At 72.1% G+C, this 23,013-nt stretch carries 19 protein-coding genes and 1 pseudogene; 9 read left to right on the top strand and 11 right to left on the bottom strand.

Going from position 1 to position 23,013, the window contains the following annotated elements:
- The 7 genes and pseudogenes from ACFWWR_RS35260 to ACFWWR_RS35230 form a co-directional block, all read right to left on the bottom strand.
- Positions 1-380, bottom strand: a pseudogene (locus ACFWWR_RS35260) (hypothetical protein); the annotation flags it as partial.
- Entirely contained in the window at positions 367-1,083 is a 717-nt protein-coding gene (locus ACFWWR_RS35255; RefSeq protein ID WP_384307593.1) for a hypothetical protein, read from the bottom strand. The gene ACFWWR_RS35255 and the pseudogene ACFWWR_RS35260, both read right to left, overlap by 14 nt.
- A 34-nt stretch (positions 1,084-1,117) precedes the next feature.
- Complete coding sequence (locus tag ACFWWR_RS35250; protein ID WP_384307602.1) at positions 1,118-2,356, bottom strand: MFS transporter; 1,239 nt, start codon at positions 2,354-2,356, stop codon at positions 1,118-1,120.
- A gap of 37 nt (positions 2,357-2,393) precedes the next feature.
- Positions 2,394-3,806: a CitMHS family transporter gene (locus ACFWWR_RS35245; RefSeq protein ID WP_383872856.1), complete on the bottom strand. Its 1,413-nt coding sequence runs from the start codon at positions 3,804-3,806 to the stop codon at positions 2,394-2,396.
- A 133-nt stretch (positions 3,807-3,939) separates the two neighbouring features.
- Positions 3,940-6,192, bottom strand: a complete 2,253-nt coding sequence (locus ACFWWR_RS35240; RefSeq protein WP_384307590.1) for a molybdopterin oxidoreductase family protein — start codon at positions 6,190-6,192, stop codon at positions 3,940-3,942.
- Between the two features lie 131 nt (positions 6,193-6,323).
- Positions 6,324-6,944 (bottom strand): TetR family transcriptional regulator, encoded by a 621-nt coding sequence (locus tag ACFWWR_RS35235; RefSeq protein WP_383872862.1) that lies wholly within the window; start codon positions 6,942-6,944, stop codon positions 6,324-6,326.
- Complete coding sequence (locus tag ACFWWR_RS35230) at positions 6,941-7,591, bottom strand: hypothetical protein (protein ID WP_383872865.1); 651 nt, start codon at positions 7,589-7,591, stop codon at positions 6,941-6,943. The genes ACFWWR_RS35235 and ACFWWR_RS35230 overlap by 4 nt, the downstream gene beginning before the upstream one ends.
- A gap of 159 nt (positions 7,592-7,750) precedes the next feature.
- Between ACFWWR_RS35230 and hmgA the strand changes: the two genes are divergently transcribed.
- Genes hmgA through ACFWWR_RS35215 form a run of 3 tightly spaced genes read left to right on the top strand, consistent with a single transcriptional unit; the run spans position 7,751 to position 11,037 of the window.
- Positions 7,751-9,076 (top strand): homogentisate 1,2-dioxygenase, encoded by a 1,326-nt coding sequence (hmgA, locus tag ACFWWR_RS35225; protein ID WP_384307599.1) that lies wholly within the window; start codon positions 7,751-7,753, stop codon positions 9,074-9,076.
- Positions 9,077-9,103: 27 nt separating this feature from the next.
- Entirely contained in the window at positions 9,104-9,853 is a 750-nt protein-coding gene (locus ACFWWR_RS35220; protein WP_383872868.1) for a GntR family transcriptional regulator, read from the top strand.
- 26 nt (positions 9,854-9,879) lie between these two features.
- Positions 9,880-11,037 (top strand): type ISP restriction/modification enzyme, encoded by a 1,158-nt coding sequence (locus tag ACFWWR_RS35215; protein WP_383873011.1) that lies wholly within the window; start codon positions 9,880-9,882, stop codon positions 11,035-11,037.
- A gap of 27 nt (positions 11,038-11,064) precedes the next feature.
- Here the strand turns inward: ACFWWR_RS35215 and ACFWWR_RS35210 are convergent, their stop codons facing one another.
- Positions 11,065-11,778 carry a TetR/AcrR family transcriptional regulator gene (locus tag ACFWWR_RS35210; protein WP_383872871.1) on the bottom strand — a complete coding sequence of 238 codons (714 nt, stop codon included), beginning with the start codon at positions 11,776-11,778 and terminating at the stop codon, positions 11,065-11,067.
- Positions 11,779-11,841: 63 nt separating this feature from the next.
- On the opposite strand from ACFWWR_RS35210, the gene ACFWWR_RS35205 reads away from it, so the two are divergent.
- Together ACFWWR_RS35205 and ACFWWR_RS35200 are read left to right on the top strand one after the other, a co-directional pair.
- The gene (locus tag ACFWWR_RS35205; protein ID WP_384307587.1) at positions 11,842-12,789 is read left to right on the top strand and encodes an ATP-binding cassette domain-containing protein; all 948 of its coding nucleotides are present in this window, start codon (positions 11,842-11,844) and stop codon (positions 12,787-12,789) included.
- Entirely contained in the window at positions 12,786-13,568 is a 783-nt protein-coding gene (locus tag ACFWWR_RS35200) for an ABC transporter permease (protein WP_383872878.1), read from the top strand. Before ACFWWR_RS35205 ends, ACFWWR_RS35200 begins: the two co-directional genes overlap by 4 nt.
- Positions 13,569-13,749: 181 nt before the next feature.
- Here the strand turns inward: ACFWWR_RS35200 and ACFWWR_RS35195 are convergent, their stop codons facing one another.
- The 3 genes from ACFWWR_RS35195 to ACFWWR_RS35185 all read right to left on the bottom strand — a co-directional run bounded on the left by ACFWWR_RS35195 (position 13,750) and on the right by ACFWWR_RS35185 (position 15,491).
- Positions 13,750-14,019: a hypothetical protein gene (locus tag ACFWWR_RS35195; protein ID WP_383872881.1), complete on the bottom strand. Its 270-nt coding sequence runs from the start codon at positions 14,017-14,019 to the stop codon at positions 13,750-13,752.
- A 126-nt stretch (positions 14,020-14,145) separates the two neighbouring features.
- Positions 14,146-14,952 carry an anti-sigma factor domain-containing protein gene (locus tag ACFWWR_RS35190; RefSeq protein ID WP_383872884.1) on the bottom strand — a complete coding sequence of 269 codons (807 nt, stop codon included), beginning with the start codon at positions 14,950-14,952 and terminating at the stop codon, positions 14,146-14,148.
- Entirely contained in the window at positions 14,949-15,491 is a 543-nt protein-coding gene (locus ACFWWR_RS35185; RefSeq protein ID WP_383872887.1) for a sigma-70 family RNA polymerase sigma factor, read from the bottom strand. Before ACFWWR_RS35185 ends, ACFWWR_RS35190 begins: the two co-directional genes overlap by 4 nt.
- A gap of 207 nt (positions 15,492-15,698) precedes the next feature.
- On the opposite strand from ACFWWR_RS35185, the gene ACFWWR_RS35180 reads away from it, so the two are divergent.
- The 4 genes from ACFWWR_RS35180 to ACFWWR_RS35165 all read left to right on the top strand — a co-directional run bounded on the left by ACFWWR_RS35180 (position 15,699) and on the right by ACFWWR_RS35165 (position 23,009).
- Positions 15,699-17,231: a DUF4331 domain-containing protein gene (locus ACFWWR_RS35180; protein WP_384307585.1), complete on the top strand. Its 1,533-nt coding sequence runs from the start codon at positions 15,699-15,701 to the stop codon at positions 17,229-17,231.
- A gap of 523 nt (positions 17,232-17,754) precedes the next feature.
- Positions 17,755-19,566, top strand: coding sequence for a tetratricopeptide repeat protein (locus ACFWWR_RS35175; RefSeq protein ID WP_384307596.1), 1,812 nt, complete (start codon positions 17,755-17,757; stop codon positions 19,564-19,566).
- Positions 19,563-21,317, top strand: coding sequence for a sulfite exporter TauE/SafE family protein (locus ACFWWR_RS35170; RefSeq protein ID WP_384307583.1), 1,755 nt, complete (start codon positions 19,563-19,565; stop codon positions 21,315-21,317). Before ACFWWR_RS35175 ends, ACFWWR_RS35170 begins: the two co-directional genes overlap by 4 nt.
- Positions 21,318-21,362: 45 nt before the next feature.
- Positions 21,363-23,009: a protein kinase gene (locus ACFWWR_RS35165; RefSeq protein ID WP_383872894.1), complete on the top strand. Its 1,647-nt coding sequence runs from the start codon at positions 21,363-21,365 to the stop codon at positions 23,007-23,009.
- The last annotated feature ends 4 nt before the right edge of the window (positions 23,010-23,013 follow it).

Raw genomic sequence — 23,013 nt, 5'->3', positions numbered from 1 at the left:
GCACGGGACGGCTCACGCCGGGCGCCGCCCGCTCGGGGGCGGCCCCCCGGCCGCGTCGGCTTCGCCTCGTCGGCGCCGACGCGGGTGCCGGTGCCGGTGCCGGTGCCGGTGCCGACATTGGTCCCGCCCCGCCCGGGCGGGGGCCCATGCAGTCCGGTGCCGGCGGGAAGCCGCTCCTGTTGCGCCGCCCGCGCGTCGACCCGGGCCCCCGGAGCCCCCGGGGGGTCCGGCGGGGCGACGGCCGCCGCCCCGCCGGGCTCCTCGTCCTGGGCCCACCAGACGCCGCCCGCCACCAGGGAGACGGTCAGCACGGCCGTCCTCGCCAGGCGGTAGGCGCGCGTCCGGTACCAGGGCCTGCGGATACGCCTACGCCGCGCCATGCTGGCGACGCCGGAGCCGGAACCAGACCGTCCCGGTCACCGCGGCAAGGCCGACGGCGGCGGCACCGGCGACCGGGGTGAAGGCCTCATCGCGGGCGATTCCGCCACCGCCGGCGGGCGGACCGCCGTTGGGGCCCGGTGACAAGCTCGGAGACAAGCTCGGAGACGTGCTCGGAGACGTGCTCGGCTGTACCTTGCAGTCGACCCTGAACACCTTCTGCTTGCCCGTGCCGTTGCCGCCTCTGATCGTCCAGACGAGCTTGTACTGCCCGTCGGGCAGCACCATGTCCTCGGTGTGGCCGGAGCCGCCGATAAGCGTGATGGCACCACTGCTTTCAGCGCCGCCCGCCACGGGCGGCTGCGTCTGGATGGTCCAGTCGATGGCCTGGATCGTGTCGAACTGGGCGGCGTCGATGTAGAACTTGCAGACCTTCGGCTCGTCCCGCGGGTCACCGTAAGGCGTGCGCTCGACATCGTCGTACGGCGCCGAGTGGATCTTGACGGTGCCGTTGTCCCCGGGCGCCATCGGCACGGCACCCGCCATCGGCATCCCCGTCAGGGGGGTCACCGCGGCGGTGAGCGCCGCGAGTGCGGCGGTGCGCGCTCCGGCGCGGCGCAGAAGAGGCGTCGTGGGCATGCAATTCCTCCGAGTCAGACGATTTTCGTACAAATCGCAGTTGATCTGACTCTCTTTCACATCCACGGTGCGGATGGTGGGAGCAGCGCCCTGCGTCCCGTCAGACATCCCTCTTCCGGTCCAGTACGACTCCCGACCTGCGGGGCTCGGAGTCCGGCCCCCGCCCCCCGGCCGGCCGGCCCGGCGACCGCAGTGCGACCCCCGAGGACAGCAGCAGCAGCGCGCCGAGCATCACGAACGGTGCGGCCACGCCCGCGATGCCCGCGATCAGGCCGGCCGCGGCGGGGGCGGCCACCTGGCCGAGCCGGTTGCCGGTCAGGCGCAGGGCGAGGGCGGTGGAGCGGGCTCCGTCCGGGGCCGCCTGGACGACCGTCGTCATGGACAGCGGCTGTCCGACGCCGAGGCAGAAGCCGAGCGCGGCGAGTATCAGGGCCAGCGCCCACACCGGCACCGGCAGCGCGATGCCGGCGCACAGCACGGCCGCCAGCAGACAGGTGACGGTGAGCAGCACCGTCCGGCCCAGCAGCCGCAGCAGCGGCGTCAGCACCAGGCGGCAGGCGATCGTGGCCGCGGCGCGCAGGCTGAGCAGCAGGCCGATCACGGAGGGGGCGATGCCCCGGTGTTCGCCGACCACCGGGAGGTAGGCGGTGAGGATGTCGGTCGCGGACAGCACGGAGAGGCTGATGAAGATGCCCGCGGGTACGCCCCGGGCGCGCAGGATGCGCTGGACGGGGACGCGGTCGCCCTGTGCCGTACGGGACTTGGACGTCGCACGGTCCTCTATGCGCCACAGCGAGCTGAACGCGACCGCGGCTCCCGCCCCCGCGACGAGCAGGGCGAGCGCGCTGGTGCCCGCCATGTCCCGCCCGCCGATCAGGGCGCCCGCGGCGATCGGGCCGACCAGTTGGCCGAGGGAGGCGCCGATGGTGAAGTGGCCGAAGTTGCGGTCCTGTTCGTGCGGGGCGGACTGGCGGGCCACGAGCGACTGGGCGCCGATCACGAAGCAGAGGTGGCCGAGGCCCATCACCCCGCTCCAGACCGCCATGCCCGAGAGGGAGTTGGCGAGGCCGCTGAGTGCGCAGCCGCCGGATATCAGGACCACGCCGACCGGCAGCAGGGGCGCGCAGCGGCCGTGGTCGGTGCGGCGGCCCAGCGGGACGGCGGCGAAGAGCGGCAACAGCGCGTACACGCCCGCGATCACGCCGATCGCCCGCTCGTCCGCGCCCAGCGCGAGGGCCCGGTAGGACACGGCGGGCCGGGCCATCGACACCGCCCCCTGCGCGAAGCTGAAGGCGATGACTAGGCGGAGCAGCCAGCCGCGGTTCCCACCGGGCCTCAAGGTCGTTTCCTCCATGGCGAGTCGGTCGACACGTCCGTCAGATGATCCCGAAGAGGACTCCTGCCCCGAGGATGATCAAAGATGTCAGCGCGGCCCACTTGACCACGAACCTGGTGTGGTCGCCGAACTCGACCCTGGCCATGCCGACCAGGACGTACACAGCCGGGACGAGCGGGCTCGACATGTGCAGCGGCTGGCCGACCAGCGAGGCGCGGGCCATCTCCAGCGGCGAGACACCGTGGGCCGCGCCGGCCTCGGCGAGGACCGGGAGGACGCCGAAGTAGAAGCCGTCGTTGGACATGAAGTAGGTGAGCGGGAGGCTCAGGACGCCGGTGACGATGGCCATGTGCGGGCCCATGCCCGCCGGGATGACGTTCACCATCCACTTGGCCATGCTGTCGACCATGCCGGTGCCCTGGAGGACGCCGGTGAAGACGGCGGCGGCGAAGACCATGCCGGAGACGTTGAGGACGTTGTCCGCGTGGGCGGCGAGGCGTGCCTTCTGGTCGGGGATGTGCGGGAAGTTCACGGTGAGCGCGAGCGCGGCGCCGATCAGGAACAGCACCGGAATCGGCAGGTACTCCATGATCATGGCGGTGAGCAGCACGACCGTGAGCAGCGCGTTGAACCAGAGGAGCTTGGGACGCAGCGTGGCCCGGTTCTGGTCGAGGCCCGGGAAGTCGTCGTCGTCCTCGTCGTCGGCCGCGGTGCCGAAGCCCGCGCCGCCGGTGCGGGCCGGGGTCTTGCCGTCGCCGGCACCGCCCGCGCCGACCAGGACCGTCTCGGTCTCCTTCTCCTCGACCTTCTCCTCCACCAGGACCTCGCCCAGCGTCAGCACGCCCAGCCGCCTGCGCTCACGCACGCCGAGGACGTACGACAGGATGAAGACGCCGAGGAGGCCGACCAGCAGGGCCGGGATCATCGGGACGAAGATGTCGCTGGCGTCCAGCTTGAGGGCGGTGGCGGCGCGGGCGGTGGGGCCGCCCCAGGGCAGGGTGTTCATCACGCCGTTGGCCATGGCGGCGACACCGGTCATCACGACCAGGCTCATCTTGAGGCGCTTGTACAGCGGGTACATCGCCGAGACCGTGATCATGAAGGTGGTCGAGCCGTCGCCGTCGAGCGAGACGATCGCGGCGAGTACCGCGGTGCCGACGACGATCCGCATCGGGTCGGCCTTCGCGAACTTCAGGATCCCGCGAACGACGGGGTCGAAGAGGCCGACGTCGATCATCACACCGAAGTAGACGATCGCGAACATGAGCATCGCCGCGGTGGGGGCGAGGCTGGTGACGCCGTCGATGACGTAGTCACCGAGCTTGGCGCCCTTTCCCACGAACACACAGAAGAGTGCGGGGATCAGTACGAGCGCCGCGATCGGCGACATCTTCTTCATCATGATCAGGACCAGGAAGGTCGCGATCATGGCGAAGCCGAGGATGGTCAGCATGAGTGGATACCTAACGTTCGCCCTTGAACTCCCACCAGGGCCGGCGGTGCGATGACGTTAGGACTCGTCAAGTGGCGTTAACAAGACGTTGACACGCGAGCAATAAGCGCAAAACTCCTGGTCACAGCTTTGCTCAGGTCAGAGCGGGGAACTTTTCGGTCACGGCGGCGACTTCGACGGGCACTCCGTTGAGCACCGCGTTGCCCGAGAGGGGGTCGAGCAGGCTGCCGTCGAGGATCTGGTTGACGTTGACTCCGGGGTCGGCGGAGGCGTGGCTGAGGCGGGTGCCGGGCCGGTCGTGTCCCCAGCCGTGCGGCAGGCTCACTACACCCCGGCGCACGCCGTCGGTGACCTCGGCGGGCGCGGTCACCTCTCCCCCGGCGCCCTTGACGCGCACCGGCGCCCCGTCCCGTACGCCCAGGCGGTCGGCGTCCTCGGGGTGGATGTGCAGGGTGCAACGGTTGGTGCCGCCGGTGAGGGCGGGGACGTTGTGCATCCAGCTGTTGTTGGAGCGAAGGTGCCGACGGCCGACGAGGACCAGCCCGGCGGGCCGCTCGTGCAGGGCCTGCCGGAGGCGGGGCAGGTCCCCGGCGATCGGCTGCGGCAGCAGTTCGACCTTGCCGCTGCGGGTCTTCAGCGGCTGCGGCAGGCGCGGGCTCAGCGGCCCGAGGTCGATGCCGTGCGGATGCGCGAGCAGCTTCTCCAGGCTCAGCCCGTCCGGGCGGGCGCCGAAGCCGTCGCCGTACGGGCCGAGGCGCAGCATCAGGTCGAGCCGCCGCTCGGGGCCGGTCTCGCCGGTGAGCTGTGCGGCGAGTTCGCGCGGGTCCCGGCCGTGGACCGGGGAGTGCGGCTCCTTGACCGCCTTGCCGAGGGTCTGGTCGATCACCATCGCGTCGACGGCGGCCGGGTCGGCGCCGTGCATGCCGGTCGCGGCCAGGACCAGCCGGGCCAGGATCTCGGTCTCCGCCATCCGGCCGGGCTCCAGGGGCACGGCGGGGCGGGTGTAGCGGACCTGGTTGCGGACGGCGAGGGTGTTGAAGGCGAAGTCGTGGTGCGGGCTCTGGGAGGGCGGGGGCGGCGGCAGCACGACGTGGGCGTGGCGCGAGGTCTCGTTCAGGTACGGGTCGACGCTGACCATGAAGTCGAGGGAGTCGAGGGCCTTGTCGAGCCGGTCGCCGTCGGGGGCGGACAGCACCGGGTTGGCGGCGACGGCGACGAGCGCGCGGACCGGCTCGCCCTCCTCGGTGGCCGTGTCGATCTCCTCGGCGAGCGCGGAGAGCGGCAGCTCCCCCTTGGCCTCCGGGTGCCCGCTGACCCGGGAGTGCCAGCGACCGAGCGCGAAGCCGTGGCCGGGTCCGGCGGGGCGCGGCGTCCTGTCGGTGGCCGCCTGCGGGAAGAGGGCGCCGCCCGGGCGGTCGAGGTTGCCGGTGAGGATGTTGAGGACGTCGACGAGCCAGCTGGCGAGGGTGCCGTGGGGAACCGTGCAGCTGCCGATGCGGCCGTATACGGCGGCGGTGGGGGCGGCGGCGAGTTCGCGGGCGAGGGCGCGGATCGTGACGGCGTCCACGTCGCAGGCCTCGGCGACGGCTTCGGGGGTGAAGTCCCGCACGGATGCGGCGAGTTCGTCGAGCCCTTGCACATGCGGGGTCAGGTCGCCGAGATCCACGAGGCCTTCCTCGAAGAGGACCTGGGCCATCGCCGCGAGCAGCAGGGCGTCGGTGCCGGGCCGGATCGCGATGTGCCGGTCGGCGAGCTTGGCGGTGCGGGTGCGGCGGGGGTCGACGACGGTGAGCGTGCCGCCGCGGGCCTTGAGCGCCTTGAGCTTGCCGGGGAAGTCGGGGGCGGTGCACAGACTCCCGTTGGACTCCAGGGGGTTGGCGCCGAGGAGCAGCAGGTGGTCGGTGTGGTCCAGGTCCGGTACGGGGATCGCGTTGGCGTCGCCGTAGAGCAGCCCGCTGGAGACGTGCTTGGGCATCTGGTCCACCGTGGAGGCGGTGAAGATGCTGCGGGTGCCGAGCCCCGCGAGAAGCACCGGCGGGTAGAGCGCGCCGGCCATGGTGTGCACGTTGGGGTTGCCGAGGACGACGCCGACGGAGTTCGGTCCGTACCGCTCGACGACGGCCCGGATGCCGGCGGCGACCGCGTCGAAGGCCTCCTCCCAGGTGGCCTCGCGCAACTCGCCGTCCTTGCGGACGAGCGGGGTGCGCAGCCGGTCGGGGTCCCCGTCGACGGCCCCGAAGGAGGCCCCCTTGGGGCAGATGAACCCGCGACTGAACACGTCGTCGCGGTCCCCACGGGCGCCGGTCACCCGGGTGCCCTCGATGGTGAGGGTCAGGCCGCAGGTGGCCTCGCAGAGGGGGCAGATGCGCAGGGCGGTGCGGGACACGGGTCCTCCCAGAGGACGGCGGCGACGGTGACGCACGGGATCAGGGCCGAGCATACCGAGCGGTATGCCGTGTGGGGAGGGGTGCCGGAGACAGACCTGACGGCGGAAACCGGCGGCAGGGGGGCGAGGCGTCAGTCCAGGACCCGCGCCAGGTACGCCCGCAGCAGCTCCCGCGTCTCCGCGATGATCTTCTCGTCGCCCTCAGGAGCCACCCGGAAGGCCAGGTGGACGAGGGTGTCGGCGGATTCCACGGCGACGAGGAAGGTGCGCCGCAGGTCCTCGTCCGGGGCACGGTCGAGGTAGCCGGAGAGAAGGTCCGTGAGCCGGTCGGCGACGCGGTGGTTGGGTTCGGCGTAGCGGGAGCCGACCGGGATCTGGTTGCCGAAGTCGACGAGGGAGAACCCGGGGGCGGTGCGCTTCATGGCGAGGTACTCGTCGAGCACGGCGTCCATCGCCGCCCGCCACCCTCCCTCGCCGCCGGTCGCCTCCAGGCGCTCGGTGACGCGCTCGGTGTACCGCTCCAGGTTGCGCTGGGCGAGGGCGTCCGCCATCGCGCGCTTGTTGCCGAAGAAGCGGTAGACCGAGCCGATGGGGACACCGGCGCGCAGGGCGACGGCCCGGGTGCTCAGGGCGTCGTAGCCCACCTCGTCGAGAAGGTCCGCGCACGCGTCGAGGATCCTGGTCAGCCGTTCGGCGCTGCGTCGCTGCACGGGCGCTCGGCGGAGCGATGTCGCTGGGGGCACGGGCTTCATGATGCCTTTCCGCCGCGGTCCGGGGAAGCTCGCTCCTCAGTACGGAGCACGGGGCCCGGCGCGCTCAGCGCGCCGGTCGCGGTGCCGGTGGGTTCCGGCCCCGAGGGCGTGGATGACCGCGAGGCCCCGGAGGCCCCCGAAGATCCCGACGCGGTGATGTCCGCCGTGCTCTCGACCGGTTCGCCGTCCACGGCCCACACCGTTCCGTCGTCGGCGTACAGGCGCGCGGTGACGTGGTGGGTGCCGTGCGGGACGTAACGGGCGGAGAGGCGGTACTCGGTGGTGCGCAGGCGGGCGACGGGATGACCGTCCACGAAGAGGCGGGCGATCCCGCGGCCCGCCACCGCCTCCGCCTTGGCGCCTGCGGGCGAGAGGCGGAAGTTCTGGAGGGTCAGCCGGACGTTCCAGCCGTCGTCGGCGGCGGGCTGCACCTCGATGCCGACGTCGGGTGCGCCCGTCTCGTCCACCTCACGGTAGGGGTGCCCCTCCTTGTCCGTCTCGTCGATGACCTTGCCCACCGGGGAGGGTGAGGCCTCGTTCCTCTGGTTCTGCCGCTCGTCCGCACCGCTGGTGCCACAGCCCGCGGATCCTGTCAGCAGCAGGACACAGACCGCGAGCGCAGCAAGAAGTGCCCGCGTCCACGCCATGCCGGGGAGCGTAGAACACCGGTACGACACCTCGTATCCCCCTGGAGTCTGGTTCCGGGCGTCCGATGTCCTCCGTGAGGAGGTCGGGCACCCCTCTTGCGCCGGAGAAACCGCAATCCTACGGTGATGCATAGGAATCAGGACGGCAAGGGAGCGATCATGGACGGGGACGCACGGAAGACCGCCGAGGGACTCACCTACCTCTCCGGTTTCGGCAATGAGCACAGCTCGCAGGCCGTGCCGGGCGCACTGCCCGAGGGCCGCAACTCGCCGCAGCGCGCCCCTCTCGGGCTCTACGCCGAGCAGCTCAGCGGTACGGCGTTCACCGAGCCCCGGGCGCACAACCGCCGCTCGTGGCTGTACCGGATCCGCCCGTCGGCCGCGCACCCGGCGTTCACGCGCACGCACAATGGCCGGATCCGTACGGCGCCCTTCACGGAGTCCGTGCCGGACCCGAACCGGCTGCGCTGGGACCCCCTGCCGGAGCCCACGCCGGGCACCGACTTCCTCGCCGGCCTGTGGACCCTCGGCGGCAACGGCGACGCGACCCAGCGCACCGGCATGGCCGTGCACCTGTACCACGCGAACACCTCGATGGACCGCGTCTTCAGCGACGCCGACGGCGAGCTGCTGATCGTGCCGGAGCACGGCGGACTGCTGCTGCGCACGGAGTTCGGGCTGCTGCATGTGGAGCCGGGACATGTCGCGCTGATTCCCCGTGGGGTCCGCTTCCGTGTGGAGCTGTTGGATGCCTCTGCGCGCGGATATGTATGCGAGAACTACGGCGCCCCCTTCCACCTCCCCGACCTCGGCCCCATCGGAGCCAACGGCCTCGCCAACGCCCGTGACTTCCGGGCGCCGGTCGCCGCCTACGAGGACGTCGAGGGCCCGGTGGAGGTGGTCAACAAGTTCTGCGGCAACCTCTGGACGGCCACGTACGACCACTCGCCCCTCGACGTGGTCGCCTGGCACGGCAACCACGTGCCGTACATCTACGACCTGCGCCGTTTCAATGTGCTGGGGACCATCTCGTACGACCATCCCGACCCGTCGATCTTCACGGTGCTGACGTCACCGTCCGACACCCCCGGCCTGGCCGGCGTCGACTTCGTCGTCTTCGCGCCGCGCTGGCTGGTGGGCGAGGACACCTTCCGGCCGCCGTACTTCCACCGGAACGTGATGAGCGAGTACATGGGGCTCATCGAGGGCGCCTACGACGCGAAGACCTCCGGCCCGGGGGGCTTCGTGGCAGGCGGCGGCTCGCTGCACAACATGATGTCGGCGCACGGGCCGGACCAAGACACCTTCGACCGGGCGAGCGCCGCCGAGCTCCGTCCGCAGAAGGTCGACGACGGGCTGGCGTTCATGTTCGAGACGCGCTGGCCGGTCACCCTGACACCACAAGCAGCTCGGGCGGACCATCTGCAGCAGGGCTACGACGACGTGTGGCAGGGCCTGGAGCGGCACTTCCGCCCCTTGCACTGAGGATTCCCTACCGGTACGGATGGCCCCGTGACCTCCTTCGCCCCGGACTCGATAGTCCTGAACCGCAAGCTGCCGCTCTGGTACCAGGTGTCGCAGTCGCTGCGTGCCTCGATACTGGGCCGCTCGCCGCAGGACCCGCTGCGGCTGCCCACCGAGGAGCAGTTGGCGGGGCACTACGGGGTGAGCGTGCTGACCATGCGGCAGGCACTGAAGGAACTGGAGGACGAGGGGCTGATCACGCGCCATCGCCGGCGCGGCACGTTCATCGAGCCGGACGCCCTCAGGGGCGCCCCGGTGCGGCTGCTCGGCTCGGTGGACGCCATCGTGGCCCAGCAGTCCGGCATGGCGACCCGGCTGCTCGACCACGGCAAGGCGCCCGTGCCGGCCGAACTCGCCGAGCACTTCCCGGACCTCGCCGAGGTGGCGACGTACCACCGCCTGCGCGGCGACGAGAAAACCGGCGAACCGACCAACCACGCCCGCAACTACGTCCGTCCCGAACTCGCGGCGCGCATCGACCCGGACGACCTGGCCCGCTGGCCGATGACCAAGGTGCTCCGGGACGTCGTCGGGGCGGACATCAGCCGCATCACGGACACCGTGCAGGCCCGCCTGGCGGACCCGGAGACGGCACGCCTGCTCCAAGTCCCGCTGCTCAGCCCGATCCTGCACTACACGGGCGTCACCTACGACACGGACGGGCGGGTCCTCGACGCCGCGGTCATCCACTACCGGGGCGACCGCTTCTCCTTCACGGTGACGCTGGACGCCACCTGAGCCGCCCGGCCGTGGCAGGTCGTACGATGCCGTGCGTGACGCACGACGACGCTCCGCCGCTGGCGGACCTCATGCCGTGGTCCGTCGCACCGCCGCGGCTCGGCCGGGGGTGGCCGACGGGCCCCGACGCGGCATCCCTCAGAGCCCGCTGGGACGCCCTGATGAAGGCCGAGGGTCCGGACCGGGAAGCCCTGTTCGAACCGACCCGCTCGCGCACCCTGCGTTCGGCCGTCGGCCAGCTGCCGGGCCGGTCCGGCAGCACGGAGAGGCTGGCCCGCACCTCGGGCCCGTGCCCGGAACCGGTACGCGTCCTGCACGCGCCCTTCGACGAACAGTGGCTGATCCCCGACCACCGGCTGATCGACGCGGCCCGGCCCGAGCTGTGGCGGGTGGCGGACGAGCACCAGATCTTCGTCACGGAGACGCCCGACACCCCGGGGCCCCTCCTCCACGCCACCTCCCTGCTCCCGCTCCTCCGCCCCGGCCGCGTCCGCCCCCTCTACCGCCGCCCCGGTGGCGAGGAACCCAACCTCGCACCCGGCCTGTTGGACCACCTGGCCACCCGTCTCGGCCTCTCCCCCACCCCGGCGGACTTCCTGGCCTGGACCGTGACGGCGGTACGCCCCGGTCTCGCCGTCCCCCTCACCGAGGACCCCGGGCTCTGGACCCACGGCGTCGAGCTCGGCCATCGCGTCCTGTGGCTGATGCGCCGCGACGGCGACCGCCCCAAACTGCCCGGCGGCCGCCGCCCGTACGTCCGCGCACCCCTGCCCTCCCGGCCGCTGACCCTGCACTACGACCGCGACGAGGAGGCCCTGCACCTCGACGAGGGCCGCATCTCCCCGGTTCCGCCTCAGTCCTGGGACTTCGAGGTGAGCGGAACACGCGTACTGGAGCAGTGGTTCACGGCCCGCACCGCCCATCCCGAGCCTGGCACGCTGGAGGCGATCCGCCCGGCGGCCTGGCCCCAGGCGTGGACGTCGGAGCTGCTGGAGCTGATCACCGTGCTGGCGCTGCTGGCGGAGCTGAGGCCGCGCCAGGAGGAGTTGACCGTGACATCCCCGATCACCGCGCGGGAGCTGCGCAAGGCGGGCGTCCTGCCGGTGCCGGAGGCGGCACGCAGGCCGGCGTCGGTGCTGGACCACCACGAAGAAGGCCCGGAAGGCCAGTTCACCCTGATCTAGCCCCTCCCCCCCCCAAGCCCCCAGCCCTCAGCCCCTGGGATCGAAGGCGTCCATGACCCGCTGGAGCGCCCGCTCGAACACCGCCTCCAGGTCGATCGGCCCCGAGTCCTCCATGAAGGCCGCCGCCAGCCGCGGATAGGCCCCGGTGGCCACCTGGCTGCCGAGATAGGCGATACGGACCGCGTTCTCCTCCTCCGCGGACCAGGGCATGGAGCGGGTGCGCTCGGCGGTCGCGAGCTCGTTCGCGGTGTACGTCGTCACGACGCCGTTGAGCAGCGCGACCAGCTCCATCTTGATGCTGTACGGCTGCTCGAGCGGTTCGAGGCAGGCCAGGCAGTGCTCCAGATAGCGCAGGGTGTTGGGGCTGAAGCCGTAGACCCCCGCCATCAGGCGTGGCACCCACGTGTGGCGGTGCATGATCCCGCGGGTCTCATGCGCGTTGCGCAGCATGTCGGCGCGCCAGTCGCCCGAGGGCTCGCTCATCTCGTGCTCGGCCCCCACGGCGTCGAGCATCAGCTCGTACAGGTCCTCCTTGCGCGGGACGTAGTTGTACAGCGACATCGTTCCGCAGCCCAGTTCGGCCGCGACGTGCCGCATGGAGACGCCGTCCAGCCCCTGCGCGTCGGCGATCCGCACGCCCGCCGCCGCGACGTCCGCGCGCGTGAACGCCGGTTTCGGCCCCCGGCCCGTCCGCTCGGGACGGGCCCAGATCACTTCGGGTACGGCCGCTCGGCCCGCCATCGATCATCACCTCGGCCTCCATCCTAGTTACGTACAGCGTACGTAGTGCGCTATGGTCGGGGCATGACTTCTACGTACGCTGTACTTAGTGAAGGTCTGGAGAAGCGGTTCGGCGCCGTCCACGCCCTGCGCGGCCTGGATCTCGCGGTGGCGACCGGCACGGTCTGCGGAATCCTCGGCCCGAACGGGGCCGGCAAGACCACGGCCGTACGACTGCTCACCACGCTGCTGCGCCCTGACGCGGGCTCCGCGCGGATCGCCGGGCACGACCTCGTACGGGAGGCGGCGGCGATTCGGCGCCGGATCGGCGTCACCGGGCAGTACGCGTCGGTCGACGGAGACCTGACCGGGCGCGAGAACCTGCGCCTGTTCGCCCGGCTGCACCGGGTGCGCGGGCCGGCCGAGCGGGCCGGCGAGCTCCTGGACCGCTTCGGGCTGGCCGAGGCCGCCGACCGGCACGCGTCCACCTACTCGGGCGGGATGCGTCGACGGCTGGACCTGGCGGCGAGCCTGATACGCCGCCCCGAGGTGCTGTTCCTGGACGAGCCGACCACCGGACTCGACCCGGCCAGCCGGAACCTGATCTGGGCCGCCGTGCGCGACCTCACGGCGGACGGCACGACCGTGCTGCTGACCACGCAGTACCTGGAGGAGGCCGACCGACTCGCCGACGACATCGCCCTGGTGGACCAGGGCCGGGTCACGCACACGGGTTCGCCGGCGCAGCTCAAGTCGCTCATCGGGACCCATGTCGAGGTGGTCGTAGCGGACCCGGACGTGCTGGCGAAGGCGGCGGCCGTGCTGGACCAACTCACCGGCACGCAGCCGTCGTTCGACCACGAGCGGAACGCCGTCGGCGCGGTCAGCCGCGACTCGACGCTCACGCTCCCCCGTCTCGTGCGCGAACTGGACGCGGCGGGTGTGCCGTTGCTGGACGCGAGCCTGCGTCCGCCGACCCTCGACGACGTGTTCCTCCGGCTCACCGACGACCACAAGGAGCGTGTGGCATGACCACACTGGCCTATGACGGAACGGCGATGCTGGGCCGTCAGCTGCGGCGGATGCGGAACAATCCGGGGCTGCTGATCCTGACCCAGACCATGCCGATCAGCATGCTGCTGTTCTTCGGCTACGTCTTCGGCAGCGCGCTCGCGATGCCGGGCGAGGAGTACCGTGCGTTCCTCGTTCCGGGCCTGCTGGTGGCGACGGCCGCGAACGGGATCATGACGGGGATGTTCCAGGCGGCGGGGGACACCCACCGGGGCGTGATGGACCGCTTCCGCACCCTGCCGATGAGCCGGGCGGCCGTACCTCTCGGGCAGGCGGTCGCGGACCTGGTCGTCACGGCGGCCGGTACGGTTCCGCTGCTGCTGGTCGGCCTCGCGGTGGGCTGGCGCGTGGAGGGAAGCGCCCTGGAGGCGGTGGGCGCCTTCGGCCTGCTGCTGCTGTTCCGGTTCGCCACCACCTGGATCGGGATCTTCCTGGGTCTGCTCACCCGGAACGAGGAGGCGGCTGGTCAGCTGGGCGGCGCGACCTTCCTGCTGCCACTGCTGTCCAACGCGTACATCCCGGCCGACGGGCTGCCGGGCTGGCTGCGGACGGTCGCCGAGTGGAATCCGATCAGCGCGGTGACGACGGCTCTGCGGGACCTCTTCGGCAACGCCCCCGTACCGGAGGGGGCGGCCTGGCCGGTGGCCCATCCCGTCGCCGGGTCGCTGGCCTGGTGCGCGGTCCTCCTCGCGGCGTTCGTGCCGCTCGCCGTGCACCGGTACGCGCACGGCGAGCGCTGAACTCACGGTCCTGCGGGGTTGAACGCGGGGGCAACGGGAGGAAGGGAAAGAACGTGGCCGCGCTCGGCGGACCACACCTGGACGCCGCTGCATGCCGTGGGGATGACGGACGACGGGATCGCAGCACTGCCCGGCGGTGTGGCCGCCCGAGCGCGGATCAGGAACGTCTGAGCGTGAGGACTCAGCGCCCGCCGAACAGCGAACGGCGCAGTCGACGCAGCGGCGCGAAGAGCAAAACCCGACTCACTCGCGCACCCCTGGGGCTGCGCTCACGCGGGGTGTCACGTGCGGTCAGCTCACGCATCAACGAGGTCGCCTCGACCGTCTCCCGCTGCGGGACGGCAGGACCGCCCAGTACCGAGAGATGGCGGTCGAGGCGCGAACTGGTCGCGCTGCTCCCGCAGGTGATCGCAGGGACACGTGCCCTGCTGCGCACTGTTATCTGTTCCATGTCACTCCCCACCCGTACGAGTCCACCCGGCCCGGGCAGGGTAACCCTATCGCCCCCTCGGGGCACTCGTGTATCGCGGTCACAGGATTCACCTTCCCCGTAAGCAGGTTGACGACCCCTCTGTGATCACTCTCCGAATCCAACTGATTTCAGGGCGAGTTGGACAACCGGCTGAGTAGTGGGTTGCGGCGAGCCCCCGTCGGGCTCGACAGTCACAGCGAGTGACGTGGCGGAGGTGTCGAGACCGGACGCCACCAAGGGCGTGTCGTCGTCGAAGAGGCCGAGGGAGCGCGGTTGCGCGTCGGGGCGCATGAGCCACAGTTGGCGCACGCGGTCGCTCGGCAGGTCGCCGTATCCGCTGAGGGTGACGACCGCACTGCCCTCCGATGCGGAGGCGATCACTCCGATACTGCGGCCCTCGGTGTCCTGACCCGTCGTCGCCCGCGCGTCGGGAGCCGCGAGAACGTGGGCGATCTCACGCGCCTGGGCCCGCTCGGCGTTCAGTTGGTCCTCCGTCTGCCCCGCCTGGACGGCGAACAGGGACGCGACCACGAGGGCCGCGGCGGCGGTGACCGTCGCGAAGGGCACGAACAGGGGGATCCGCCGCCGCTCACGTACGCGCGGCGGCGGCTGTACGCCCCACACGTGCGGCGGCAGCTGGGGCGTACGCGCGCGTGCCACTTCGGGCCGGGCGTTCTCCTGCGGCGTCGCGCGTACGGCGGCCAGGACCCGCTCGCGCATCGCGGGTGGCGGCGGGGCCGCGGTCGACCAGGCGAGCCGGACGGCGTCCTCGGCCAGGGCACGCACCTCGGCGGCGCAACTGTCGCACTTCTTCAGGTGCTTCTCGAAACGGCGGCGCTCGTCGGGTTCGAGGGCGTCCAGGGCGTAGGGAGCGGCCAGGGAGTGGAGGTCCTCTCGGCGCAGAAGGCTCATGCCACACCTCCCAGGCACTCGCGCAGACGGGTCAGCCCGTCACGCATCCGCGTCTTCACCGTACCGAGCGGCAACGAGAGCTGCTCGGCCACTTCACGGTACGTATAACCCTCGTAATAAGCGAGGGTGACCGACTGGCGCTGCAGGACCGTGAGCCGGTCCAGGCAGCGGCGGACCCACTCGCGTTCGAGGCCGGCCTCGACCTCCTCGGTGACGTGGTCGAAGGCGGGGTGATGGGCCCGCCGGGCCTCCCGCTGCTCACGCTCGCCGGCCGCGCGGGCGCTGCGCACCCGGTCGACGGCCCGGCGGTGGGCGAGGGTGAGCACCCAGGACAAGGCACTGCCCCGACCCGGGTCGAACCGCCCCGCGGAGCGCCAGAGTTCCAGCAGCACCTCCTGCGACACCTCCTCCGACTGCGCGGGATCCCGTACGACCCGTCTCACGAGCCCGAACACGGGCCCGGACACGAGCCGGTACAGCTCCTCGAACGCGTTCTGGTCACCGCCCGCCACGAGGACCAGAAGCTCGTCCGCCTCCACCCCGGCTCCCCCTCTCCGCACACCGCATCCTGCCCGCCCCGTCCCACGCGGTATTCGCAACGCACACACCTCCGGATGGGGTTACGGATCAGCGGGCCGAAAGCGCGGGTCCAGCAGGCAGAAAAAGTCTTTTCAGATTCGACCAATCCGGCCCCACCCCCGCTCCGAATCCCCGGTGTCAGGCAAGTTGGACTGAGGACGGACGGCATGACACCTATCTCCAGGAGCGGTGCGGGACGCAAGCACCTCGCGACCCTCGTATGTGGTGCGCTGGCCGCCGGGGGGCTCGCAGCCGCCGGCGTGACCGCGCTGGAACCGGGGGCGGCCGCCGCCTCCAGCCATCGGGAGGCCCCGCTGATCTCCGGGCAGCCCCAGTACGACAACACGGACGTGTACGCGTTCGTCAGCCCGGACAAGCCGGACACGACGACGATCGTGGCGAACTGGATCCCCTTCGAGGAACCGGCCGGCGGTCCGAACTTCTTCCCGTTCGCCGAGGACGCGCAGTACGACATCCACATCGACAACAACGGTGACGCGCAGGGTGAGCTGCTGTACCGCTTCACCTTCAAGACGCACGTCAAGAACGAGAAGACGTTCCTCTACAACACCGGGCCGGTCGAGAGTCTGGACGACCCGGACCTCAACATCACGCAGACGTACGACATCGACCTGGTGAAGCTGAAGGACCAGCACCTGGTGTCGAAGACGAAGGTCGCCGACGACGTGCCGGTGGCGCCGTCCAACGTCGGCAAGGCGTCCATGCCGGACTACGCCAAGCTGCGCGACCAGGCGGTGCACGAACTGCCCGGCGGCTCGACGACGTTCGCCGGCCAGGCCGACGACCCGTTCTTCCTGGACCTGCGCGTCTTCGACCTGCTGTACGGCGGGAACCTCACCGAGGTCGGCAACGACACGCTCAAGGGCTACAACGTCAACTCCATCGCCCTCCAGGTCCCGACCCACATGATCACGGAGTCGGCCGAGCAGCCGATCGTCGGGATCTGGTCGACGACCCAGCGCAAGAACGCCCAGGGCTACTACTCCCAGGTCTCGCGCCTCGGCATGCCGCTGGTCAACGAGGTCGTCAACCCCATCAAGGACAAGGACAAGTTCAACGCGTCCGCGCCCTGGGACGACGCCCAGTTCCTCAAGAACGTGACCAACCCGGAGCTGCCGAAGCTCATCGAGGCGATCTACAAGATCGACGCGCCCGACGAGCCGCGCAACGACCTCGTCGACGTCTTCCTCAAGGGCGTGAAGGGCCTCAACCAGCCGCCGCACGTGGTCGCGGCGGAGGAACTGCGCCTGAACACCTCGATCAAGCCGGTCTCCGACCCCAAGCGCCTCGGTGTCCTCGACGGCGACAACGCCGGCTTCCCGAACGGACGCCGCCTCACCGACGACGTGATCGACGCCTCGCTGCAGGTCGTCGAGGGTGAACTGCTCGGCGCGAAGAACGACTTGGGCGACGCCGTCGACAAGAACGACAAGGACTTCGAGAAGGCCTTCCCGTACGTCGCCCTCCCGACCGAGGGTTCACGCGGCCCGCTCGCCAAGGGCACGACAGACGGCAACGACGTCCGCAGCCAGATCGGCGACGCCCTCCAGCCGGCCGGTGCGGGCGGATCCGACGACACCACCCTGATCGCCGCCTCCGCGGGTGCCGGCGCGGCCGGAATCCTCCTGATCGGCTCGGCCCTCATGTGGTGGCGCCGGATGAGGGGTCGGGCGTACTGATCCGTACTCCCCACCGACTGGCGCGGCCCGCACCCACCCATCCCCCACGGCGCGGGCCGCGCCGCGACTTCCCTTCACAGCAAGCGACCGAGGAGAGGGCATGGCCCGGCGTACGAACAACAGCGCACCGGAGAACCACCAGGGCGCAGAGCCGACGGCGCTGCCGGAGCGCGGGCGCGGGTTGGACGCCGGGCCGGGACACGAGGGCGGTGCGGGCATGGGCGCGGGGCCAGGACACGCAGCCGATGCGGACATGACCGCGGGGCCAGGACACGCAGACCGTCCAGGTTCCGCTGCTGTGCCGGTGCCCGTGGACGGGGCGAGTACGGCCATCGCGCCGGGGGCGGGCGCCGGCTCGGATGCAGGGGCTGCGCCAACCGCCCCCGATCAAAAGCCAGTCACGCCGAAGGCACCCGAGCTGGAGGCGAATGGCGCCCCGAAGGCACCCGAGCTGGAGGCGAGTGGCGCCCCGAAGGCAGCCGGGCCGGACACGAAGGGTGCTGCGAAGGCAGCCGAGCCGGAGGTGCAGGGCACGTCGGAGACCGCCCCACCGCAAGGCAAGGGAACCCTTGAGACAGCCCCGCCCAAGCCCGGGGCCGAGTCGAAGGCAGTCCAGCCGCAGAGCGCCACCCGGCCGGAGGCAGAAGCCTCGACGACGGGCTCCCGGCCAGCCGTCCAAGCTGCGTCGGAGGCCGCCGCGTCGAAAGCCGAGCCGCCGCCCGGAACCCGGAACGCGCCGGAAGCCCAGTCCGCCCCGGAGGCCCTCCCCCTGACGACCGGAACCCGATCGGAGGACGAGGGCACGGCGAAGTCGGCTCAGGCGAAAGCCGGGGCCGGCGCAGAAGCAGCCCCGCCGGAGACCGCGCCCGGCCCGGAGGCGGGAACCGCGTCAGCGGGCCCTGGGCACGGTACCCGGGCTGCGCCGGAGGCGACCCGTCCCGCTCGGGGCTCCGAGATCGCCGTCGTCGACGAGCGCATCGCCGCCGTGCGGCGGGTCGGGGCCGCCGGGCGGCGTTGGCGGGGCGCTCGGCTCGCCGGTTGTGCGGTGCTGCTGGCCGTCGCGTTCACCGCCGGTTCCGTGGCGGTCGGTGCCGTGCGGGACGGGGGGACTGCGGTGGTCGCCTCCGCACCCGCCGCCGTGTCGCCCGAACTGCTCACCGGCGGTGATCTCGACGCGAGCATCACCGCGCTGCAGGCTCATCTGCGGTCCCAGCCAAGGGACTTCGGAGGCTGGGCCACCCTCGGTCTCGCCTATGTCGAGCAGGCCAGGACCAAGGGCGACCCGTCCCGCTATCCGCAGGCCGAGCGGGCACTGAAGCGCTCACTCGGTATCGAGCCGGACAATGTCCAGGCCCTGGCCGGCCGCGCCGCCCTCGCCGCGGCCCGGCACGACTTCGAGAACGCGCTGACGTACGCGGACCAGGCGCTGAAGCAGAACCCCTACAGCGAGCGCGCGCTGTCCTCCCGTATCGACGCACTCGTCGAACTCGGCCGTTACGACGACGCGGCGAAGGCCGCCGACCTCGCGGACGAACGCCGACCGGGCATTCCGGTCTTCACGCGGTACGCGTACGTGCACGAGCTGCGCGGCGACGTGGCCACCGCGCGGCGGGTGCTGGAGCAGGCGCTCGCCTCCGCCACCGCCCCCGGAGACGTGGCCTACGTGGCCACCTCGCTCGGCCAACTCGCCTGGAACCAGGGCGAGTACGCGACTGCCCTGACCCACTACGCCCGTGCCCTCGCCGCCGACGACACCTACCTGCCCGCCCTTGAGGGCCGCGCCCGCGCCCAGGCCGCGAGCGGCGACCGGGCCGCCGCGATCAAGGGCATGGAGGCCGTCGTCGCCCGCTACCCGCTGCCCGGCCCGCTCGTCGAACTCGGCGAGCTGTACGAGGCCCGCGGCGCGGAGGGCGACCGGGCGAAGGCCGGCGACCAGTACGCCCTCGTGGACGCCTGGACGGCACTCGCCCGCGCGGGCGGTGTCAACGCCGACCTCGACACCGCGCTCGCCGCCGCCGACCACGGCGACAAGGCCGAGGCCCTGCGCGCGGCCCGCGCCGAATGGGCCCGCCGCCACACCGTTCACACCGCGGACGCCCTCGCCTGGGCCCTGCACGTCAACGGCCGCGACGCGGAGGCACTGCCGTACGCCCGCCGGGCCACGGCCACCGGCTACCGCAACGCCGCCTTCCTCCACCACCGTGGCGTGATCGAACACGCCACGGGCAACGCGCAGCAGGCCCGCACCCACCTGAAGGCAGCCCTGGACCTCAACCCCGGGTTCTCACCCCTGGGCGCCCGTGCGGCCCGTGAGACGCTGGAGGCCGCCAAGTGAAGCCCCAGCCCCGTCGGCCCCGTCGTCGCGTCCTCGCCTCCGCAGCGGCCGTCCTCACGGCGGCCTGCGCGCTCGTGCTCGTCCCCTCGGGTACGGCCGGCGCCCACCCCCTCGGCAACTTCACCGTCAACCACTACGACGGCCTCGTCGCCGTCCCCGGCGCACTGCGCGTCGACCACGTCGAGGACCTCGCCGAGATCCCGGCGACCCAGGCCGGGCCGGACATCGAGAAGCTCGGCATGACCGAGTGGGCCCGGCAGCGGTGTGCGCAGGCCGCCGACGACAGCCGGGTCACCGTCGACGGCCGCGCGGTCGCCCTCACCGCGAAGAGCAGCCACGCGCGCCTGCGCCCCGGCCAGGCCGGCCTGGACACCCTCCGCCTGGAGTGCCGCCTCACGGCACCGCTCCCCGAGGACGACACGGTCGCCCTCGGCTTCCGCAGCGCGGCCACGGACTCCGGCCCCGGCTGGCGGGAGATCACGGCGCGCGGCGACCGCACCACGCTCACGGAGTCGGACGTACCGACGAAGTCACTGTCCGGCGAGCTGACCAAGTATCCCGAGGAGTTGCTCTCCTCCCCCGCCGACACCGCGAGCGCCACCCTGCGCGTACGGCCCGGCGGCCCGGCCCTCGTCGAGGAGCAGGAGGACGCGCCCGCCGCCTCCGTCCTGCCGCGCGGCGCCGACCGCTGGACCAGGGCCCTGGACTCCCTGGTCGCCCGCAACGACCTCACCGTCGGTTTCGCCGCCCTCGCCCTTCTCATCGCCGTCGCCCTCGGCGCCATGCACGCCCTCGCGCCGGGCCACGGCAAGACCCTGATGGCCGCCGTGGCCGCCGCCCGGGGAGGCAGGGCCCGCATGAAGGACGTCCTGCCCCTCGCCGCCTCGGTGACGGTCACCCACACCCTCGGCGTGGTCGCCCTCGGCCTCCTGGTCACGGCCGGCTCCGCCGCGGCGCCCTCGGTGATCGCGTGGCTGGGCATCGCGAGCGGCGCCCTGGTGACGGTGGCGGGCGCGACCCTCGTACGACGGGCCTGGCGAAACCGGCAGCAGGCCCACGGACACGCCCACCCGCACCCCCACAGCCACGACCACGACCACGACCACGACCACGACCACGACCACGACCACGGTCCCGATCATCCGCATCCGCACGACCACGGACACCCGCACCCGCACGACAGCGAGCACGCTCACGAGCGCACGCCGGTCCTGGTCGGGGCCCACAGTGCCACTCCCACCGGCCACGCACACGAGCACCCGCGCCCGCACCCCGGCCACGGTCACGACCACGACCACGACCACGACCACGACCACCACCACGGTCCCGAAAGCGGCCGCCCCCACAGCCACCCCCACACCGTCGAGCACACCCACGGCGGCTTCACCCACACCCACGCCACCGCCCCCACCCTCCGCGGCACGATCCTCCTCGGCTTCGCCGGCGGCCTCGTGCCCAGTCCGTCCGCGGTCGTCGTACTCGTCGGCGCGGCGGCGCTCGGGCAGGCCTGGTTCGGGCTGCTGCTCGTCGTGGCGTACGGCGTCGGGCTCGCCCTCACCCTCACCGCGGCCGGCTTCGCCGTCGTCAAACTGGGTACCGGGGTGACCCGGGTGCTGGACAGACGCCCGCGCTGGGCCGACAGCCCGCTGACGGCCCTGGTCCGCCGGACCGCACCGCTGGGGTCGGCGCTCGTCGTCGTGGCCCTTGGGGCCGGACTGGTGCTCAAGGGGGCGGCATCCGCACTCGGCTGAGCTACTTTTGTGGAGATATCTCGCGGATGCGAAGAGGGGGCCCCCGTGTCCGAAGAACCGGGCAGTGAACGTCTGATCGCGGGCCGCTACCGTCTCCTTGCCCCGCTCGGCGAGGGCGGCATGGGAACCGTGTGGCGGGCCCGCGACGAGTTGCTCAACCGCGAGGTCGCCGTCAAGGAGGTGCGCGCGCCCTCCGGGCTGCCCGGCGCCGACATCGAGCGGATGTACGCGCGGCTGGAGCGGGAGGCGTGGGCGGCGGCCCGGATCTCCAGCCCCAACGTGGTGACGGTCTACGACGTGGCCACCCAGGACCAGCGCCCCTGGATCGTCATGGAGCTGGTCCGCGGCATCTCGCTGGCCGAGCTCCTGGAGGCCGAGGGTCCGCTCACCCCGCAGCGTGCCGCGCACATCGGCGCGGACGTGCTGTCCGCGCTGCGGGCCGCGCACGAGGCCGGGGTGCTGCACCGGGACGTGAAGCCGGCCAACGTCCTGCTGTCGAACGACGGACGCGTGGTGCTCACCGACTTCGGCATCGCCATGGTCGAGGGCAGTTCCGCGCTGACGATGACCGGCGAGGTCATCGGCTCGCCCGAGTTCCTGGCACCGGAGCGGGCGCTGGGCCGCACGCCCGGCCCCGAGTCCGACCTGTGGTCGCTCGGCGTACTGCTGTACGCGGCGGTCGAGGGAAGCTCTCCGTTCCGCCAGAACACACCCCTCAGCACCCTGCGCGCGATCGTCGACGAGGAGCTGCCGCCGCCGCACCGGGCGGGTCCGCTCGCCCCCGTGATCGAGGGGCTGCTGCGCAAGGAGCCGGCGGAGCGGCTGCCCGCCGACCGGGCCGAGCAGGATCTGCGGGTGATCGGCGCCGGGGGTACCCCCTCTGGGGAAGGCACGCCCCGCGCGGACGCCGTGCAGGCCTCCCCCTACGCGCCGACGGCCGCCGCACACCAGCAGCCGTCGTACCGGCCGGCCCACCCGCCGAGTCGCGACCAGTCGCCGCCGACGGCACCGGTCCCGGCCCCCTGGACGCAGTCCGGGGGCACGACCAGCACGGGCGAGCGGCCGCACCGCAACCGTCGCGCCGCGGTCGTCCTGATCGCGGGCATCGCCGCGCTCGCGCTGGCGATCGGCGGACTGATGTACGCCCTGCTGAACGGCGACGACGGCAAGGAGGCCGAAGGCCCCAAGAACGAGACGTCCGGTCTGAGTTCGCCGTCGGTCAGCGACCCCGACCCGAGTGACACGGCGGAGCCGAGCCGCTCCCCGAGTCCGAGCCCGAGCGGCAGCCCCACGACCGCCGCTCCGCCCCCGTCGGTGCAGGTCACGGTGGCCGGTTCGCACACGGAGTACACCGGCACCTGCCCGCCCCCGCAGGGCGAGGCGCCCGCGTTCACGGCGACGCTGACGGTGGGCAGCCTGCCGTCGGAGGTGACGTACCGCTGGGTGTCCAAGGACGGCGAGATCATGGATCAGGACTGGAAGACCCTCTCGTTCCCGAAGGGCGGCGGCCTGACCCGTCAGGACACGGCGTTCGTGACGACGAACGGCGAGAGCGGCAACCTGGAGAACGAGATCGGTGTCGAGGTCCGCTCTCCGGTGGAGACGACGTCCAACTCGGTGCCGTTCTCGGTGACCTGTGTGACGGAGACCCCGTCAAACGGGGCCTCCGCTTCCACTTCGCCGTCTTCCTGAGGGG

The organism is Streptomyces sp. NPDC058678 (assembly GCF_042714835.1).
Taxonomy (GTDB): Bacteria; Actinomycetota; Actinomycetes; order Streptomycetales; family Streptomycetaceae; genus Streptomyces.
This window is presented reverse-complemented; position numbering and strand designations above follow the sequence as displayed.

Bases quoted from the DNA above. Each gene is read 5' to 3' on its own strand.
- ACFWWR_RS35245 (WP_383872856.1), bottom strand. From the start codon at position 3,806: ATGCTGACCATCCTCGGCTTCGCCATGATCGCGACCTTCCTGGTCCTG.
- ACFWWR_RS35235 (WP_383872862.1), bottom strand. From the start codon at position 6,944: ATGAAGCCCGTGCCCCCAGCGACATCGCTCCGCCGAGCGCCCGTGCAG.
- ACFWWR_RS35230 (WP_383872865.1), bottom strand. From the start codon at position 7,591: ATGGCGTGGACGCGGGCACTTCTTGCTGCGCTCGCGGTCTGTGTCCTG.
- hmgA (WP_384307599.1), top strand. From the start codon at position 7,751: ATGGACGGGGACGCACGGAAGACCGCCGAGGGACTCACCTACCTCTCC.
- ACFWWR_RS35215 (WP_383873011.1), top strand. From the start codon at position 9,880: ATGCCGTGCGTGACGCACGACGACGCTCCGCCGCTGGCGGACCTCATG.
- ACFWWR_RS35210 (WP_383872871.1), bottom strand. From the start codon at position 11,778: ATGGCGGGCCGAGCGGCCGTACCCGAAGTGATCTGGGCCCGTCCCGAG.
- ACFWWR_RS35205 (WP_384307587.1), top strand. From the start codon at position 11,842: ATGACTTCTACGTACGCTGTACTTAGTGAAGGTCTGGAGAAGCGGTTC.
- ACFWWR_RS35200 (WP_383872878.1), top strand. From the start codon at position 12,786: ATGACCACACTGGCCTATGACGGAACGGCGATGCTGGGCCGTCAGCTG.
- ACFWWR_RS35195 (WP_383872881.1), bottom strand. From the start codon at position 14,019: ATGGAACAGATAACAGTGCGCAGCAGGGCACGTGTCCCTGCGATCACC.
- ACFWWR_RS35190 (WP_383872884.1), bottom strand. From the start codon at position 14,952: ATGAGCCTTCTGCGCCGAGAGGACCTCCACTCCCTGGCCGCTCCCTAC.
- ACFWWR_RS35180 (WP_384307585.1), top strand. From the start codon at position 15,699: ATGACACCTATCTCCAGGAGCGGTGCGGGACGCAAGCACCTCGCGACC.